At 60.2% G+C, this 17,560-nt stretch carries 14 protein-coding genes; 4 read left to right on the top strand and 10 right to left on the bottom strand.

The genetic code is table 11. The features are described from left to right. Positions 1-105: 105 nt before the first annotated feature. From ACM6IQ_RS26490 to bioB, 10 genes are all read right to left on the bottom strand, one after another. Positions 106-1,884, bottom strand: coding sequence for an acyl-CoA dehydrogenase C-terminal domain-containing protein (locus ACM6IQ_RS26490; protein WP_414880215.1), 1,779 nt, complete (start codon positions 1,882-1,884; stop codon positions 106-108). Between the two features lie 175 nt (positions 1,885-2,059). Continuing rightward, positions 2,060-3,856: an acyl-CoA dehydrogenase C-terminal domain-containing protein gene (locus tag ACM6IQ_RS26485; protein ID WP_031319162.1), complete on the bottom strand. Its 1,797-nt coding sequence runs from the start codon at positions 3,854-3,856 to the stop codon at positions 2,060-2,062. A 90-nt stretch (positions 3,857-3,946) separates the two neighbouring features. After that, the gene (locus ACM6IQ_RS26480; protein ID WP_414880214.1) at positions 3,947-5,236 is read right to left on the bottom strand and encodes a GGDEF domain-containing protein; all 1,290 of its coding nucleotides are present in this window, start codon (positions 5,234-5,236) and stop codon (positions 3,947-3,949) included. 278 nt (positions 5,237-5,514) lie between these two features. Then, a complete protein-coding gene (locus ACM6IQ_RS26475; RefSeq protein WP_017341147.1) occupies positions 5,515-7,320 on the bottom strand; it encodes a phenylacyl-CoA dehydrogenase in 1,806 nt (601 codons plus the stop codon). Positions 7,321-7,597: 277 nt separating this feature from the next. After that, positions 7,598-7,894, bottom strand: coding sequence for a hypothetical protein (locus tag ACM6IQ_RS26470; RefSeq protein WP_017341148.1), 297 nt, complete (start codon positions 7,892-7,894; stop codon positions 7,598-7,600). 120 nt (positions 7,895-8,014) lie between these two features. Further along, the gene (bioD, locus tag ACM6IQ_RS26465) at positions 8,015-8,695 is read right to left on the bottom strand and encodes a dethiobiotin synthase (protein WP_017341149.1); all 681 of its coding nucleotides are present in this window, start codon (positions 8,693-8,695) and stop codon (positions 8,015-8,017) included. Further along, positions 8,692-9,516 carry a malonyl-ACP O-methyltransferase BioC gene (gene bioC / locus ACM6IQ_RS26460; RefSeq protein ID WP_414880213.1) on the bottom strand — a complete coding sequence of 275 codons (825 nt, stop codon included), beginning with the start codon at positions 9,514-9,516 and terminating at the stop codon, positions 8,692-8,694. Before bioC ends, bioD begins: the two co-directional genes overlap by 4 nt. Beyond that, on the bottom strand, positions 9,509-10,240 hold the full coding sequence (locus tag ACM6IQ_RS26455) for an alpha/beta fold hydrolase (protein WP_017341151.1): 732 nt from the start codon (positions 10,238-10,240) through the stop codon (positions 9,509-9,511). Before ACM6IQ_RS26455 ends, bioC begins: the two co-directional genes overlap by 8 nt. Continuing rightward, positions 10,233-11,411, bottom strand: a complete 1,179-nt coding sequence (gene bioF, locus ACM6IQ_RS26450; RefSeq protein WP_414880212.1) for an 8-amino-7-oxononanoate synthase — start codon at positions 11,409-11,411, stop codon at positions 10,233-10,235. The genes ACM6IQ_RS26455 and bioF overlap by 8 nt, the downstream gene beginning before the upstream one ends. Positions 11,412-11,576: 165 nt before the next feature. Continuing rightward, positions 11,577-12,632, bottom strand: coding sequence for a biotin synthase BioB (bioB, locus tag ACM6IQ_RS26445; RefSeq protein ID WP_017341153.1), 1,056 nt, complete (start codon positions 12,630-12,632; stop codon positions 11,577-11,579). Between the two features lie 90 nt (positions 12,633-12,722). Between bioB and ACM6IQ_RS26440 the strand changes: the two genes are divergently transcribed. From ACM6IQ_RS26440 to ACM6IQ_RS26425, 4 genes are all read left to right on the top strand, one after another. Next, on the top strand, positions 12,723-13,463 hold the full coding sequence (locus ACM6IQ_RS26440; protein WP_414880211.1) for a ComF family protein: 741 nt from the start codon (positions 12,723-12,725) through the stop codon (positions 13,461-13,463). A gap of 97 nt (positions 13,464-13,560) precedes the next feature. After that, a complete protein-coding gene (locus ACM6IQ_RS26435) occupies positions 13,561-14,325 on the top strand; it encodes a TOBE domain-containing protein (RefSeq protein WP_017341155.1) in 765 nt (254 codons plus the stop codon). Positions 14,326-14,383: 58 nt separating this feature from the next. Next, positions 14,384-16,285: a PhoX family protein gene (locus tag ACM6IQ_RS26430; RefSeq protein ID WP_414880210.1), complete on the top strand. Its 1,902-nt coding sequence runs from the start codon at positions 14,384-14,386 to the stop codon at positions 16,283-16,285. Between the two features lie 184 nt (positions 16,286-16,469). Next, positions 16,470-17,444, top strand: a complete 975-nt coding sequence (locus tag ACM6IQ_RS26425; protein ID WP_017341157.1) for a serine/threonine protein kinase — start codon at positions 16,470-16,472, stop codon at positions 17,442-17,444. Positions 17,445-17,560: the final 116 nt, after the last annotated feature.

Genomic DNA, 17,560 nt, shown 5'->3' with positions numbered 1-17,560 from the left:
TCCTGCGCGACGTCCATGAGAAGTAGATTAGCTGTGGATCCAATCTGCATCTATGGGAGAAAAGCAGCACGTCATGTAAGCAAATACTTACATGACGTCACATTGTCAGAACTGCGCTGCGTCCAGCAGGAACAACGATTCGCTCCCGGCCTTCACCGACGCGCTCAACGAGTGAATACGCGGCAGCAGGCGTGCGAAATAGAACCGCGCGGTACCCAGCTTGCTCGCGTAGAAATCGTCCTGCGCTTCTTTGCCCGAGGCCGCCTTGGCCATCAGTGCCCACATGTAGGCGTAGGCCACATAACCGAAGGTTTGCAGGTACTCTACCGAGGCCGCGCCGATTTCGTTCGGGTTGTTTTTTGCCCGGTCCAGCAACCATGCGGTCAATTCGTCGAGGGTGGTCACGGCATCGTTCAGCGGCTTGGTGAACTCGGCCAGGTCAGCGCTGGCCGTCGCGGTGAAATGACGGATCTCGTCGGCAAACAGGTTGTAGAACGTCCCGCCGCTGCCGACGATTTTGCGTCCGACCAAGTCCAGCGCCTGAATGCCGTTGGTGCCTTCGTAGATCTGGGTGATGCGCACGTCGCGGACCAGTTGCTCCTGGCCCCATTCACGAATGTAACCGTGGCCGCCGAACACCTGCTGGCCGTGAATGGTGGTCTCCAGACCGAGGTCCGTCAGGAACGCCTTGGCCACCGGGGTCAGCAGCGCCACCAGGTCTTCCGCGCGTTTGCGGGTGGTGGCGTCTTCGCTGAACTTGGCGGTGTCCAGTTGCATGGCCACGTACGTCGAGAACGCACGGCCGCCTTCGTTCGAGGCTTTCATGGTCAGCAGCATGCGACGCACGTCCGGGTGGACGATGATCGGGTCCGCCACTTTGTCCTTGTTCTGCGCGCCCGTCGGCGAGCGGCTTTGCAGACGGTCGCGGGCGTATTCGATGGCGTTCTGGTAAGAGCGCTCGCCAGAGGCCAGGCCCTGAATGCCGACGCCCAGACGTTCGTAGTTCATCATGGTGAACATCGCCGCCAGGCCTTTGTTCGGCTCGCCGACAAGATAGCCCACGGCTTCGTCGAAGTTCATCACGCAGGTTGCGGACGCCTGAATGCCCATCTTGTGTTCGATCGAACCGCAGGTCGCCGGGTTGCGCGCGCCCAGGCTGCCATCGGCATTGACCATGAACTTCGGCACCAGGAACAGCGAAATGCCTTTCGGCCCCGCTGGCGCATCCGGTAACTTGGCCAGCACCAGATGGATGATGTTCTCGGTCAGGTCGTGTTCGCCGCCGGTGATGAAAATCTTGGTGCCGCTGACTTTGTAGGAACCGTCGGCCTGAGGTTCGGCCTTGGTGCGGATGATCCCCAGGTCAGTGCCGGCGTGCGGCTCGGTCAGGCACATCGAACCGGCCCAGACGCCGGCGTACATGTTCGGCAGGTACGCGGCTTTCAGTTCTTCGCTGGCGTGCGCGTTGATCGACAGGCAGGCGCCGGCAGTCAGCATCGGGTACAGACCGAAGGACAGGCTCGCGGAGTTGACCATTTCTTCGACCTGAGCCGAAACCGCCTTGGGCATGCCCATGCCGCCGTAGGTCGGATCGCCACCGACACCCACCCAACCGCCTTCGGCATAAGTCTGATAAGCCTGTGGGAAACCTGCCGGCGTGGTGACAGCACCGTCCGCCCAATGGCAACCTTCTTCATCAGCCGAACGGCTCAGGGGCGCGATGCTTTTGCTGGTGACCTTGCCGGCTTCTTCAAGAATGGCTTCAACGGTTTCCGCATCGACGGTCTCGGCCAGCGCAGGCAACTCGGCCCAGAGTTTGGCGACCTCGAAAACTTCATTGAGGACGAAGCGCATATCGCGCAGGGGCGCTTTGTAGTCAGCCATGGCAAACCTCGCAGGATCTTTACAGGTGATTCGTAGGAAGAATGTTTTCGTGGGGTCCGAGTGTAACCCAACAACTTTTGCGACACATAGGGTCAGCTAGTGACCCTTTTGTAATTTTTAGTCATCAACAAAAAAGCCCGCACGAGGCGGGCTTCCGTCAAGCGTGACTGAATAACTACAGCGCAAACAACTCCGCCGGCAGCTTCATCAGGCAATCGCTACCCGCTTCAATGGCCGCGCGATGAGCGGCGGTGCGCGGGAGCAAGCGCTTGAAGTAAAACTCGCTGGTCGCCAGTTTGGCCCGGCAGTAATCGGCATCGCCGCTGCCCGCATCCAGTTGTGACTGAGCCACCAGAGCCATGCGCAGCCACAAATAGCCAAGGATGATGTAACCGCTGTACATCAGGTAATCCACTGACGCGGCGCCCACTTCGTCCGGATTCTTCATCGCAGCCATGCCGACCTGGGTGGTCAGCTCGCCCCACTGCTGATTCAACCCATTGAGTTGCGCCACATAACTGGCCAGTTGCGGATGCCCGGCGTTCGCCGCGCAAAACCTGTGGACGATTTTGGTAAAGCCGCGCAGCAGCTTGCCTTGACTGCCGAGCACTTTGCGCCCCAGTAAATCCAGCGCCTGAATGCCGTTGGTGCCTTCGTAGATCGGTGCGATCCGGCAATCGCGAACCAGTTGCTCCATGCCCCACTCACGAATGAACCCATGACCGCCAAACACTTGCATGCCGAGGTTGGTCACTTCCAGCCCGGTGTCGGTCATGAAGGCTTTGCAGATCGGCGTCAGGAAGGCCAACAGGTCTTCGGCGTCCTGCCGCGCGGTTTCATCCGGGCTCAGGTGCGCAGCGTCCAGTAATTGCGCGGTGAAGTACGTCAACGCACGATTGCCTTCGTTGAAGGCTTTCATGGTCAGCAACATCCGGCGCACATCAGGGTGAACGATGATCGGATCGGCGGCTTTTTCCGGCGCTTTCGGGCCGGTCAGCGAGCGCATCTGCAGACGATCGTTGGCGTACTTGATCGCGCCCTGGAAGCTCGCTTCGCCCAGACACAAACCCTGCATCCCGGTGCCAAGGCGCGCATGGTTCATCATGGTGAACATGCAGTTCAGGCCCTTGTTCGGTTCACCGATCAGGAAGCCCTTGGCCTCGTCGAAGTTCAGCACGCAGGTGGCCGAAGCCTTGATGCCCATCTTGTGCTCGATCGAGCCGCAGGAAACGCCGTTGCGCTCTCCTGCTTCGCCTTCTGCATTGGGTAGGAATTTGGGAACGATGAACAACGAAATGCCCTTGGTTCCTGCAGGAGCATCCGGCAGTTTCGCCAGCACCAGGTGAATGATGTTGTCACTCATGTCGTGTTCGCCGGCGGAAATGAAGATCTTGCTGCCGGAGATCGCGTAGCTGCCGTCCGCTGCAGGCACGGCGCGGGTCTTGATGATGCCCAGGTCGGTGCCGCAATGGGCTTCGGTCAGGCACATGGTGCCGGTCCATTGGCCAGCGGTGAGTTTGCTCAGGTAGGTCTGCTTTTGTTCCTCGGTGCCGTGAGCATGGATCGCCGACATCGCGCCGTGCGTCAGGCCCGGGTACATCCCCCAAGAGGTGTTGCTGGACCCGACCATCTCGCTGATGACCAGCCCCAGAGAACTCGGCAAGCCTTGGCCGCCGTAAGCGGGATCAGCCGCCAGACCATGCCAGCCACCGTCCACGTATTGCGCGAAGGCTTGCTTGAAGCCTGCAGGCGTTGTCACCACGCCATTGTCAAAATGGCAGCCTTCTTCGTCGCCGCTGCGATTGAGCGGTGCCAGCACGTTCTCGCAGAATTTCGCACCTTCTTCGAGGATCGCATTGACCATGTCCGGGCTGGCCTCGGTGGCACCCAGCGCCTCGTAGTTGCTGTGAAAATCGAAGACGTGGTCGATCAGAAAGCGCATGTCGCGCAGAGGAGCTTTGTACTCGGGCATGGTCATTTCTCCGGCAGCAGATTCCTTAAACCTACTGCTGCCGGACACGCCTCACAATCACAGTCCAGACGCTGAATGCGTCATCATCACTCAACCCGCAGCAGTGTCCATGCGCACCGCGCCACGACGGTTTTGCCCGTAAGCCACCACGCAGTTTCGTCCGGCACCTTTGGCAGCGTAGAGCGCCTCATCGGCAGACTTGAGCACTTTTTCGGGGTTACGTTGATCCACCCGCTCGGCGACGCCGATGCTGACGGTGACCGATACACTCGTGGCCGCGGAACCGGAACGACGCTGACGCCCCTGCTGATCGTCTTGAGGACGACTGTCCTGGTTACGCAGTTGAATGTTGTAGGTCTCGATCGATTCGCGGATGACTTCCAGGTGCGGCATGCACTCCTCGAGTGTCTTGCCCGCAAACACCAGTGCAAATTCCTCACCGCCATAGCGATAAGCCCTACCTCCACCGCCGATTTTCGACAACTTGCTGGCCACCAGGCGCAGCACCTGATCACCGACATCGTGGCCGTGGGTGTCGTTGAATTTCTTGAAGTGGTCGACGTCGCTCATGGCCAGTACGTAATTGCGCCCCAGGCGCTGCATGCGCTCGTTCAAGGCGCGACGCCCGGGCAGACCGGTGAGCTCATCGCGAAAAGCCATTTGATAGGCTTCATGGGCAACCGCCGCGGCAATCATCAACATCACCTGGCTGCACATGATGTTCAGGGTGAACGGCAGGATGAAGGTTTTCGGTAACGCCCAGAACAACCCGAGCAAACCCACCAGTTGTGCCGCGTGCAAGGGTCTCGGATTACGCCAGTATTGCCAGCTCAGCAGCAGGAACGAGGCGATGAATACCGGGTAGGACAGCTGGATCAGGCTCATCCAGGCACCATGCAGCGCGGGCCAGCGGATTTCCGACAGCCACATCAGCAACGCCTGCGGGTAACTTTGTTCCAGTCCCAGCGCCACACTGCCAACGGCCAGCAACACCGCGAAACGGGCGACCATGTCCTGGAACAGATGGGTGCGTTCCTGCCACGCCGCGAACACACCAAACAGCAGCGGAAGCAGTAAACAACACAGGTGAAAAACCACAGCCGCGTCTTCGCGCACCTTACCGTTGTCGCGGTAATAGTCGGTCTGGGTATCGAGCAGGTAGTAGGCGATGTACACCGTGACCATCAGGAACAGCTCGCGCTGACGTCGATAAACCGCGCAGTAAGCGCCACCGAGCAACAAAACGAGGGTCGGCAAGACGTTGAACAGCGACGTGAAGAAGACGTTCAGATCCTTGACATAGGCAGCCGCCAACCCCGCAATCAACAGCAGAAGTGACGGTAGGAAATGGCTGAAACGTACAGCGGAAGAACGCGGCAAGGGTAAAGCTCCGACCCGTCATGTCTATAGATGGCATTGTGCCCACTACTTTAACGGCAGTACCCCTGATTTTCTGAGTGATTTGATAAGGTTTTTTTGACGCCGCGTTAATGACTTCTATCCGGGCACCCAGTCATGCGCGGTTCCCCCATCAAGGGTCGTGTAAAAGACAGGGAAACGGCCTCGACCACGGTTCTTTTTCCACCCGAGCCGATTTCAAAAAAAAAACCGCCACTCCCGAAGGAGCAGCGGTTTTTTTTAGAAGGGCGCGTTAAGGCTTAGTAGCCCAGTGCGAAGTCTTCTTCTTTCATGTCCATCAGGTTGTTGGCGCCCGACAGCATGGTTGCAACGTGCGTGCGGGTACGCGGCAGGATGCGCTGGAAGTAGAAGCGCGCGGTCTGCAGCTTGGCGGTGTAGAACGCCGTTTCGCTGGTGCCGGCCGCCAGTTTCTCGGCTGCCAGACGCGCCATGTCTGCCCAGAAGTAAGCCAGGCAGGCGTAACCGGAGTACATCAGGTAGTCCACGGAGGCCGCGCCGACTTCTTCGCGGTCTTTCATGGCCGCCATACCGACCTTCATGGTCAGCTCGCCCCATTCCTTGTTGATTGCAGCCAGCGGTGTGACGAATTCCTGAACGGCTTCGTTGCCTTCGTTGGTCTGGCAGAACTTGTGGACGATCTTGGTGAAGCCTTTCAGGGCCTCGCCTTGAGTCATCAGCACTTTACGGCCCAGCAGGTCGAGTGCCTGGATGCCGGTGGTGCCTTCGTACAGCATCGAAATGCGGCTGTCGCGAACGTTCTGCTCCATGCCCCACTCGGCGATGAAGCCGTGGCCGCCGTAAATTTGCACGCCGTGGTTGGCGGATTCGAAACCGACTTCGGTCATGAAGGCTTTGGCGATAGGCGTCATGAACGCCAGCAGCGCGTCGGCTTTCTTCTTCTCTTCTTCGTCCACACCGTACTTGACGATGTCGACTTGCTTGGCGGTGAAGTAAACCATTGCGCGGTTGCCTTCGGCGAACGCTTTCATGGTCAACAGCATGCGGCGTACGTCAGGGTGCACGATGATCGGGTCAGCGGCTTTTTCCGGCGCTTTCGGGCCAGTCAGGGAGCGCATTTGCAGACGATCGCGAGCGTATTTCAGGCCGCCCTGGAAGCCGATCTCGGCGTGGGCCAGACCTTGCAGCGCGGTGCCCAGACGTGCGGTGTTCATGAAGGTGAACATGCAGTTCAGGCCTTTGTTCGCCGGGCCGATCAGGAAACCGGTGGCCGCGTCGAAGTTCATCACGCAAGTGGCGTTGCCGTGGATGCCCATTTTGTGTTCCAGGGAACCACAGGATACGGCGTTACGCGCACCGATCGAGCCGTCTTCGTTGGGCAGGAACTTCGGCACGATGAACAGCGAAATGCCTTTGGTGCCAGCCGGTGCATCCGGCAGACGGGCCAGTACGATGTGGACAATGTTATCGGCCATGTCGTGTTCGCCGGCCGAGATGAAGATCTTGGTGCCGGAGACTTTGTAGGAACCGTCGGCCTGAGGTTCGGCCTTGGTGCGCAGCATGCCCAGGTCGGTGCCGCAATGCGGTTCGGTCAGGCACATGGTGCCGGTCCATTCGCCAGATACCAGTTTGGTCAGGTAGGCGTGTTGTTGCTCAGGCGTGCCGTGCTCGGAGATGGTGTTCATCGCGCCGTGCGACAGGCCTGGGTACATGCCCCACGACCAGTTGGCTTCGCCGACCATTTCGCTGACAGCCAGACCCAGAGACTCTGGCAGGCCCTGGCCGCCGTGCTCTACGTCGTGGGCCAGGCTCGGCCAGCCGCCTTCGACGAATTGTTTGTAGGCCTCTTTGAAACCGGTCGGGGTTTTAACGCCGGACTCGCTCCAGGTGCAGCCTTCGGTGTCACCCACGCGGTTCAGCGGAGCCAGCACCTGCTCACAAAACTTGGCGCCTTCTTCGAGAATGGCGTCAACCATGTCCGGAGTTGCGTCTGCACAAGCCGGAAGGCTCTGATAGTGCGCTTCGTAGCCGAGCAGTTCGTCACGAACGAAGCGAATATCACGCAAGGGGGCCTTGTAGTCAGGCATAGCGATAAACCTCTGCTGATGTAACCGGGAATGAACGACCGTGGTTATTTGTTGTGACGGTCAAACAGTTGTTTGAAACATACGTTTACGCCCAAATCTTGTCAAGCATCGATCTTTTGCCGTTCGTCATCGCTCTGCGCAAATCCCGGGCGCACAGCAACCACGCGCCGTTGCCCAGGCAACACGCCGTATTTGAAAGTTTAGTTAGGGGAGAAGGACTTACGCACAAAAACGCCGCGAAAGGTCGCGGCGTTGGACAGGCTTATTCAGCGGGTGATCAGGCGAAGGTATCGATCAACGTACCGAGCATTTCATCGGAAGCCTTGGCGACTGCCACGCCCGCCTCGACCTGAAACTTGCCCTGCGCCATCTCGACCATGTTGCTGGCGAGGTCAGACTCTTGACTGCGATCGACCGAACGCAGGCGATTGACCTGAGCCTCGGAGGACTGACTGGTCACCGAGCGTTCGATTGTATTGTTGGCGATTTGCCCGGAAGCCTGATCGACACGGTTCTGCCCTGTCTGAATAGTGCTCAGACCGGCATAAAAAGCGGTATTTCCTGAGATTTCCATGGGAGAACTCGTCCTACGAAGGATCAACAGCGGCCATTGAAACAGACGCACGTGCAAAACACCCGACAAAAACACTAATGGCACAGTGCCTTGTCATAGGCAAAACCATTGCATGAAACCTCAGTCCAGCAAATCCAGCTGAAGGTGTTCCGCCACCGCCTCCGCTGTCACCAGCTTGAGTTTCGGCACTCGCCCCAGACACGGTGCAGGGATACGCTCGGCAAGTGTGGCAAGGTTTTCTTCAAGGCGCGCTGTCTTGGCATCGATGATGTTGGCCACCCAACCCGCCAGCTGTAAACCGTCCTGCGCGATCGCCTCGGCTGTCAGCAACGCGTGGTTGATGCACCCCAATCGCACGCCGACCACCAGTATCACCGGCAGATCCAGCGCCCTGGCCAGGTCCGACAGGTTGTCCTGATCCGCCAACGGCACGCGCCACCCACCAGCGCCTTCGATCAGGGTGAAATCCGCCCGCATTTCCAGAATCTTCTGCATCGGTGCCAACAAGGATTGCACCGTCAACGCCACACCCGCCTCGCGCGCCGCCAGATGCGGTGCGATGGCCGGTTCGAACGCCACCGGGTTGACCTGTGCATACGTCAGCGGCACCGAGCATTCCGCCAGCAACGCCAACGCATCGGCGTTGCGCAAACCCTTGGGCGTCACGTCGCACCCCGAAGCAACCGGTTTCCCCGCCGCCGTACTCAGGCCCGCCGACCGCGCGGCATGCAGCAAACCCGCCGCCACAGTGGTCTTGCCGACATCGGTGTCAGTACCGGTGATGAAATAAGCTGCGCTCATAAGGGTTTCTCCAAAACGGCATACACCACTTGATAAGTCGCCGGCAGTCCTTCGGCCTGACGAAACTGCTCATAAGCCTCGACCAGGCCGAGAATCCGCGCCCTGCCGGTCAAACCGCCCGGCCGCCCGGGATTCAGGTTGTGCGCACCCAGCGCCTTGAGTTCGTGGGTCAGGCTGCGCACATCCGGATAATGCAGCACATGAGGACGGGTTTGCAGACTCGCGACCTTCAAGCCGCTGGCCGCGCACAGCTGTTGATAAGCCCCGAACTCGCGGAAGCGGTTGACGTGCACCATGCCATCCACGCGCCTCCAACTGTCACGCAGCTCTGACAGTGTTCCCACGCAAAGACTAGCAAATGCAATCTTTCCACCCGGTTTCAGCACCCGATGGGCTTCACTGAGCACCGAAGCGAAGTCCGCGCACCACTGTACCGCCAGGCTGGAGAAGATCAGATCGCAGGTCGAATCCTGCAAGGGCAGTCGTTCCGCATCGCCGGCGATGAAATGCGTGGCCCCACCCAATGGGCGCGCGTGATTGAGCATACCTTCGGCGATGTCCAGTGCCACGCCGTGACTGGCAGGGAAACGCTCACTCAGTACACGACTGAAATACCCGGTGCCACACCCAAGATCGAGCCACCGACCGGGCACAAAATCGGCCGGCAAACGGCTCAACAGCTGGCTGCCGACATCACGCTGCAATTCGGCAACGCTGTCATAGCTGGCCGCCGCCCGGGAAAAGGACGCCGCCACCTGGCGCTTGTCCGGCAAGTCGCCGGGCTGCTTTGGAAGGGGAAGCGGGAGGGATAAATCAGTCATCACCGGACTCATGCAAAAAGGCCTGGATCGCACCCGCCACTCCGTGCGGGTCCTCCAGAAGAAATGCGTGGCTGGCCTGTTCAATCAGGCCGATTTCGACATCCGGCAACAGCGCCAGCAAATCCCCCGCGGCCTCGGCCGGCACCAGCCCGTCGAGACCGGCGAACAAATGCAGTTGCGGGCCGCGGAATGCTTGCAACGCCTGACGGGTATCCAGTTGCGCAAGCAGCTCCAGGCCGTTCATCAATACAGAAGCAGAGGTGTGGGGCGCGCCACCGAGCAAAAGCCGCGACAATCCGCGCGGGTCTTCGGCGCCTTGAGCGCAGAGCAGCGAAAAGCGCTTCAGCGTCATGCGCGGATCGGCGCTGCATCCGGCCAGAAACGCGTCGAAGGTCTCGCCGGGCATGGCGCTCGGCCATTGCTCATGGGCGACAAACGAAGGATTGCTCGCCAGGGTCAGCAAGCCGCAGCAACGATCGCCGCGTCGGGCCGCCAACTCGGCAGCGAGCATGCCGCCGAGGGACCAACCGCCAAGCCAGGCGTCTTGCGGGATTGTCGAATCCAGTTCATCAAGCCATTCTTCAAGGTCGCTGGATTCCAGCTCCGGCAGTGGCTCGATCTCGACGCGCAGATGTTCGTCCAGCCCTTGCAACGCAGCGGCCAACGGCTCCATCGGTGAAATCCCGAGCCCCCAGCCAGGTAGCAGAATCAGACGATCACGCATGGCTTGGCTCCGGTCCCAGTTGTGCAAAACAATCGGCCAGTCCCTTTAACAATAGCTGTACCTGCGCTTCGCTGTGCGCGGCGGTCAGGGTCACACGCAGTCGGGCGCTGCCGGCGGGCACGGTCGGTGGGCGGATCGCAGTCACCATCAATCCGCGTTCGCGCAGCATTTGCGACAGACGCACCGCACGCCCGGCGTCGCCGATCATGATCGGCTGGATCGGCGTGAAGCTGTCCATCAGCTCCAGGCCGATCTGCTCGGCGCCTTGCCGGAACTGACGAATCAGGACGTTCAGATGTTCACGACGCCAATGCTCGGTGCGCAGCAGTTCCAGGCTTTTCAGCGTTGCGCAGGCCAGGGCAGGCGGTTGGCTGGTGGTGTAAATGTACGGACGAGCGAACTGGATCAAACTCTCGATCAGTTCTTCGCTGCCGGCAACAAAAGCGCCTGCGGTGCCGAACGCTTTGCCGAGGGTGCCCACCAGCACCGGCACGTCGTCCTGGCTCAGGCCGAAATGCTCGACGATCCCGCCACCGTTGGCGCCCAGCGGGCCAAAACCGTGGGCATCATCGACCATCAGCCACGCGCCTTTGGCCTTCGCTTCCCGGGCCAGTGCTGGCAGGTCGGCGATGTCGCCGTCCATGCTGAACACGCCGTCGGTGACCACCAGCGTATTGCCGGTGGCTTTCTCGAGACGACTGGCCAGGCTCGCGGCGTCGTTGTGCAGATAACGATTGAAACGCGCGCCGGACAACAGGCCGGCATCGAGCAACGAGGCGTGATTGAGGCGGTCTTCGAGCACCGTATCGCCCTGCCCCACCAGCGCGGTCACCGCGCCGAGGTTGGCCATGTAACCGGTGGTGAACAGCAACGCACGCGGGCGGCCAGTCAAGTCAGCCAACGCTTCTTCCAACTCATGATGTGGCGTGCTGTGGCCAATGACCAAGTGCGAAGCACCGCCGCCGACACCCCAACGGGACGCCCCGGCGCGCCAGGCTTCGATCACTTGCGGGTGATTGGCCAGGCCCAGGTAATCGTTGTTGCAGAACGCCAGCAACGGCTGGCCATCGACCACCACTTCCGGGCCTTGAGGGCTTTGGAGCAATGGGCGTTGGCGGTAGAGATTTTCGGCACGACGGGCAGCAAGGCGTGCGGCGAGATCGAACGACATGCAGGCCTCGCGATTAGGAAGTCAGATGTTGTATCGCAGAACCTGTGGGAGCGGGCTTGCCCGCGATGATGGCATCAGATTCAACATAGATGTCGACTGATGAATCGCTATCGCGGGCAAGCCCGCTCCCACAGATTGTTGCATTCAAAAGGTTTCGGTGAAGCCTCAAACAGCAGCGTTGTAAAACATCTCGCTACTCTTCTGCTCCACCAGCGCCTGCTCGATGGCCGCCTGATGCACTTCGTCCGCATGCTCTTCACGCGCTTCCGGCAGGATGCCCAGGCGCGAGAACAGTTGCATGTCCTTGTCGGCCTGCGGGTTGGCGGTGGTCAGCAGTTTGTCGCCATAGAAAATCGAGTTCGCACCGGCGAAGAACGCCAGGGCCTGCATCTGCTCGTTCATCGCTTCGCGGCCGGCGGACAGGCGCACGTGGGATTGCGGCATCAGGATGCGCGCGACGGCGAGCATGCGGATGAAATCGAACGGGTCGATGTCTTCGGCGTTTTCCAGCGGCGTACCGGCGACTTTCACCAGCATGTTGATCGGGACCGATTCCGGGTGCTCCGGCAAATTGGCCAGCTGGATCAGCAGGTTGGCGCGGTCATCGAGGGTTTCGCCCATGCCGAGGATGCCACCGGAGCAGATCTTCATCCCCGAGTCACGAACGTAAGCCAGGGTTTGCAGGCGTTCGCTGTAAGTGCGGGTGGTGATGATGCTGGTGTAGAAATCCGGTGAGGTATCGAGGTTGTGGTTGTAGTAGTCGAGGCCGGCCTTGGCCAGCGCTTCGGTCTGGTCCTGATCCAGACGGCCGAGGGTCATGCAGGTTTCCAGGCCCATGGCTTTCACGCCCTTGACCATCTCCAGCACGTACGGCATGTCTTTGGCCGACGGGTGTTTCCACGCCGCGCCCATGCAGAAACGGGTCGAACCGATGGCCTTGGCGCGAGCGGCCTCTTCGAGGACCTTCTGCACTTCCATCAGCTTTTCTTTTTCCAGGCCGGTGTTGTAGTGACCGGACTGCGGACAATATTTGCAATCTTCCGGGCAGGCGCCGGTCTTGATCGACAGCAGCGTCGAAACTTGTACCCGGTTGGCGTCGAAATGCGCGCGGTGCACGGTCTGCGCCTGGAACAGCAGGTCGTTGAATGGCTGAACGAAGAGTGCTTTGACTTCGGCCAAAGACCAGTCATGACGCAGAGTTGCAGAGGTGCTGGCGCTCATGGGCGTTTCCTTGATTATGCTTGGCAAGCGACTGGGGACTGGAATACCCACAGACGCGACACGGATGTTCGGCATATTTAAGGAAGAGCGATGCGCTGTCAACCACGATACAAAGGACCGGTTTACATCTGGTTAAAAAACAAACAAAACTGTTTGCTCTGCAGCGAAACGGCGGATGAAGCGACGCCGATCTGCATGGCGTGTGAAACCGACCTGCCGTGGCTTGGCGATCACTGCCAGACCTGCGCCCTGCCCTTGCCCGCGGCGGGAATGACCTGCGGCCAGTGTTTGAAGGCGCCGCCCTCCTTCGAACAGGTGATCGCCCCGTGGACCTACAGCTTTCCAGTCGACAGCCTGATCACCCGTTTCAAACACAGCGCGAAGTGGCCGTTTGGCAACCTGCTTGGCGAACTTTTCGCTCAATTCCTGCAACATCGCTTCGATGAAGCGCTGGAGCGGCCAGATGCGCTGGTCCCGGTTCCGCTGGCAACCAAGCGCCTGCGTCAAAGGGGTTTCAATCAGGCCGCAATGCTGGCCCGATGGTTGAGCGCGAGCCTGGATATCCCCTGCGACGAGCAACTGCTCAAGAGGATTCAGGACACCAGCGCGCAACAAGACCTGAAAGCCGAGGCTCGCAAAAAGAACCTGCGTAACGCCTTTGCCCTGATGCCCAAAGCGGTGGTCAAGGGGCGTCACGTGGCGCTGGTCGATGACGTACTGACCACCGGCGCCACTGCCCAGGCCCTGGCACGCCTGCTGATGGATGCGGGCACCTCGCGGGTCGATGTCTATTGCCTGGCACGCACGCCCAGACCCGGCGACGCGGTTTGACTCAAGAACACAAACCCTGCGGGAGCGAGACCGACTTGACTCCCACAGCCCAAGCCGCCAACGTCCTAGCCACGTTACCAGCCAAAGCGCCCCCGTCATGTCCCTGCCCACGTTGTTGTCCCAGCACATTGTCCGTCGCCCGCAGCGCATCGCGTTGCTGCAGCACATCGCAGAACAAGGCTCGATCACTCGCGCCGCGAAAAGCGCGGGCCTGAGTTACAAAGCCGCGTGGGACGCCATCGACGAGTTGAACAACCTGGCGCAGAAACCACTGGTGGAGCGCAGTGTCGGCGGCAAGGGCGGCGGTGGCGCGAAGCTATCCAGCGAAGGCCAACGCGTATTGCGCCTGTATCAAAAACTGCAAACGCTGCAGGCTCAGGTGCTGGAAGCCGCCGAAGACGCCAGCGACCTGGACCTGCTCGGCCGCCTGATGCTCAGAACCAGTGCACGCAATCAATTGCACGGCAAGGTCGTGGCGATTGAAGCTCAGGGGCGCAACGACCTGATTCGTCTTGAACTGGCCGAAGGCCTGGCCATCGATACACAGATCACCCACGACAGCACCGTGCGCCTGGAGCTGGAACCCGGCACCGAAGTCGTCGCCCTGATCAAGGCGGGCTGGCTCGACTTGCTGGCCATCGAAGACACTGCAACGCCAGGACACAATGACCTGACCGGCATCATCGAAGAAATCCTCGATGCCGAAGACGGCCCCAGCGAAGTGCGCATCGGCCTGCCCAATGGCCAGACGTTGTGCGCACTGGCCGAGCCGCTGCACCTGAAAACCCTCGGTCTCGCCACCGATAAACCGGTACGGGTGCAATTTGCGCCATCAAACGTTTTGCTCGGTACACCGCTTTGAAACACAAGCGTCATTAATGCTCTTTAAGGTGACTGCAAAAACCCGCAGGGAGCCTGATGTGAGCCTATTAGAAGACAATCAAAACACCGACCTCGAGAACATGGTCGGCCTCAGCCGTCGTGGCTTCATCAGCGCGGGCGCCCTGTGCGGCGCAGCCATGTTCCTCGGCGGCAACCTGCTGAGTCGCAGCGTGCTCGCGGCCAGCGTCAGCGCCGGCACCAGCAAACTGTTGGGTTTCGACAGCATCCCCGCCGCCACCAGCGATGCCATTACCCTGCCGCCGGGCTACAAGTCTTCGGTGCTGATCAGCTGGGGCCAGCCCCTGCAAAAGAACGGTCCGGCATTCGACCCGAGCGGTAACGGCAGCGCCGAGCAACAGGAAGTGCAGTTCGGCGACAACAATGACGGCATGAGCCTGTTCGAGTTTCCGGGTGAGAAAGACCGGGCGTTGATGGCGATCAACAACGAATACACCAACTACCGCTACCTCTACCCGCACGGCGGCATGCCGCAATCGAAGGAAGAAGTACGCAAGGCGCTGGCCTGCGAAGGTGTGTCGGTGATCGAAGTACAGCGCAAGAACGGCCAATGGCAATTCGTCCAGGGCTCGCGCTACAACCGGCGCATTCACGGCAATGCACCGATCACCCTCAGCGGTCCCGCTGCCGGTCATGACCTGTTGAAAACCAGCGCCGACCCACACGGCAAGAATGTGCTCGGCACCTTCCAGAACTGCGCCAACGGCAAGACGCCGTGGGGCACGTACCTGACCTGTGAAGAGAACTTCACCGACTGCTTCGGCAGCAGCAACGCCGAACAGAAGTTCGACGCCGCGCAGAAACGCTACGGTGTGGTAGCCGCCAGTAAAGAGATCAACTGGCACCCGCACGACGAGCGTTTCGACCTGGCAAAAAACCCCAACGAACTCAACCGTCACGGCTGGGTAGTGGAAATCGACCCTTTCGATCCGCAATCGACCCCGGTCAAGCGCACCGCACTCGGCCGTTTCAAACATGAAAACGCTGCCCTGGCCGAAACCCATGACGGCCACGCCGTGGTGTACATGGGCGACGACGAGCGCGGCGAGTTCATCTACAAGTTCGTCAGCCGCGACAAGATCAACCACAAAAACCCGAAAGCCAATCGCGACCTGCTGGACCACGGCACCTTGTTCGTGGCGCGCTTCGACGCAGGCGACGGCAATGCCGATCACCCGAAAGGCCAAGGCGAGTGGATCGAGCTGACCCACGGCAAAAACGGCATCGACGCCAGCAGCGGTTTTGCCAGTCAGGCAGAGGTGCTGATTCACGCGCGCCTCGCGGCCACGGTGGTGAAAGCCACGCGCATGGACCGTCCGGAATGGATCGTCGTCAGCCCTATGGATGGCCAGGTCTATTGCACACTGACCAACAACGCCAAGCGCGGCGAAGACGGTCAACCGGTGGGCGGGCCCAACCCTCGCGAGAAGAACGTGTACGGGCAGATTCTGCGCTGGCGCACCGACCGTGATGATCACGGTTCAAAAAGCTTTGCCTGGGATCTGTTTGTGGTCGCCGGCAACCCGGGTGTCCACGCCGGCACGCCGAAGGGCGGTTCGTCGAACATCACGCCACAGAACATGTTCAACAGCCCGGATGGCCTGGGTTTCGACAAGGCTGGGCGGTTGTGGATTCTGACCGATGGCGATTCGAGCAATACCGGTGATTTTGCCGGCATGGGCAATAACCAGATGCTGTGTGCCGACCCGGTGACCGGGGAGATTCGTCGGTTCATGGTCGGGCCGATTGGTTGCGAGGTGACGGGGATCAGCTTTTCACCAGATCAAAAAACCCTGTTTGTAGGGATTCAACATCCGGGAGAAAACGGTGGATCGACGTTCCCTGAGCATTTGCCGAATGGCAAGCCGCGGTCTTCGGTGATGGCGATTTCCCGTGAGGATGGCGGGATCGTCGGCGCCTGACCGGGCCCTATCGCTAGCAGGCAGCTAGCTCCCACAGGGGACTTGCGAAGTGTCGCAGATCCAGTGTGGGGCTAGCCTGCTAGCGATGGCAACACCACTCATCTCAAGCCTTAACACTAAAGTAAGCCCGTCTGCGCTACCATGCTTGGCCGGACGCGGCAGCCTGCTGCGCGCAGGAGTCAGCATGGCCCACCCGTTTGCAACCCTCACCCCAGACCTCGTGCTCGATGCCGTCGAAAGCATCGGCTTTCTCAGCGACGCGCGCATCCTGGCGCTCAACAGCTACGAAAATCGCGTCTATCAGGTCGGCATCGAAGACTCCGAGCCACTGATCGCCAAGTTCTACCGCCCGCAACGCTGGACCAACGAAGCGATTCTCGAAGAACACCAGTTCACCTTCGAACTCGCCGAGTGCGACGTGCCGGTGGTGGCGCCGATGATTCACAACGGCGCCAGCCTGCACGAACACCACGGCTTCCGTTTCACCCTGTTTCCCCGCCGTGGCGGGCGCGCCCCGGAGCCGGGCAATCTCGATCAGCTGTATCGGCTGGGCCAATTGCTCGGCCGCCTGCACGCCGTGGGTTCGACAAAACCCTTCGAACACCGCGAAGCACTGGGCGTGAAGAACTTTGGTCACGATTCGCTGACGACGCTGCTCGAAGGCAATTTCATCCCCAAAAGCCTGCTGCCGGCCTACGAATCTGTGGCCCGCGACCTGCTCAAGCGCGTCGAAGAGGTCTACAAAGCCACGCCGCACCAGAACATCCGCATGCACGGCGATTGCCACCCCGGCAACATGATGTGCCGCGACGAGATGTTCCACATCGTTGACCTCGACGACTGCCGCATGGGCCCGGCGGTGCAGGACATCTGGATGATGCTGGCCGGCGATCGTCAGGAATGTCTCGTTCAGTTGTCGGAATTGATGGACGGTTACAACGAATTTCACGACTTCGACCCACGAGAACTTGCGTTGATCGAGCCGCTGCGCGCGTTACGCCTGATGCACTACAGCGCCTGGCTGGCGCGTCGCTGGGACGACCCGGCGTTCCCCCACAGTTTTCCGTGGTTTGGCACCGAACGATATTGGGGCGATCAGGTGTTGGCGTTGCGTGAGCAACTCGCCGCCCTCAACGAAGAACCCCTCAAACTCTTCTGACACACCAAAAATCCCTGTGGGAGCTAGCCTGCTAGCGATGACGGCAGCACATGCAACACCGATGCAAGCTGATACACCGCCATCGCGAGCAAGCTCGCTCCCACAGGGATTGTGTT

Source organism: Pseudomonas sp. IT-P100 (assembly GCF_949767185.1).
In the GTDB taxonomy this organism is placed as follows: domain Bacteria; phylum Pseudomonadota; class Gammaproteobacteria; order Pseudomonadales; family Pseudomonadaceae; genus Aquipseudomonas; species Aquipseudomonas fluorescens_B.
This window is presented reverse-complemented; position numbering and strand designations above follow the sequence as displayed.

Coding starts and splice junctions, on each gene's coding strand:
- ACM6IQ_RS26490 (WP_414880215.1), bottom strand. CDS start 1,884: ATGGCTGACTACAAAGCGCCCCTGCGCGATATGCGCTTCGTCCTCAAT.
- ACM6IQ_RS26485 (WP_031319162.1), bottom strand. CDS start 3,856: ATGCCCGAGTACAAAGCTCCTCTGCGCGACATGCGCTTTCTGATCGAC.
- ACM6IQ_RS26475 (WP_017341147.1), bottom strand. CDS start 7,320: ATGCCTGACTACAAGGCCCCCTTGCGTGATATTCGCTTCGTTCGTGAC.
- ACM6IQ_RS26470 (WP_017341148.1), bottom strand. CDS start 7,894: ATGGAAATCTCAGGAAATACCGCTTTTTATGCCGGTCTGAGCACTATT.
- bioD (WP_017341149.1), bottom strand. CDS start 8,695: ATGAGCGCAGCTTATTTCATCACCGGTACTGACACCGATGTCGGCAAG.
- bioC (WP_414880213.1), bottom strand. CDS start 9,516: ATGACTGATTTATCCCTCCCGCTTCCCCTTCCAAAGCAGCCCGGCGAC.
- ACM6IQ_RS26455 (WP_017341151.1), bottom strand. CDS start 10,240: ATGCGTGATCGTCTGATTCTGCTACCTGGCTGGGGGCTCGGGATTTCA.
- bioF (WP_414880212.1), bottom strand. CDS start 11,411: ATGTCGTTCGATCTCGCCGCACGCCTTGCTGCCCGTCGTGCCGAAAAT.
- bioB (WP_017341153.1), bottom strand. CDS start 12,632: ATGAGCGCCAGCACCTCTGCAACTCTGCGTCATGACTGGTCTTTGGCC.
- ACM6IQ_RS26440 (WP_414880211.1), top strand. CDS start 12,723: ATGCGCTGTCAACCACGATACAAAGGACCGGTTTACATCTGGTTAAAA.
- ACM6IQ_RS26435 (WP_017341155.1), top strand. CDS start 13,561: ATGTCCCTGCCCACGTTGTTGTCCCAGCACATTGTCCGTCGCCCGCAG.
- ACM6IQ_RS26425 (WP_017341157.1), top strand. CDS start 16,470: ATGGCCCACCCGTTTGCAACCCTCACCCCAGACCTCGTGCTCGATGCC.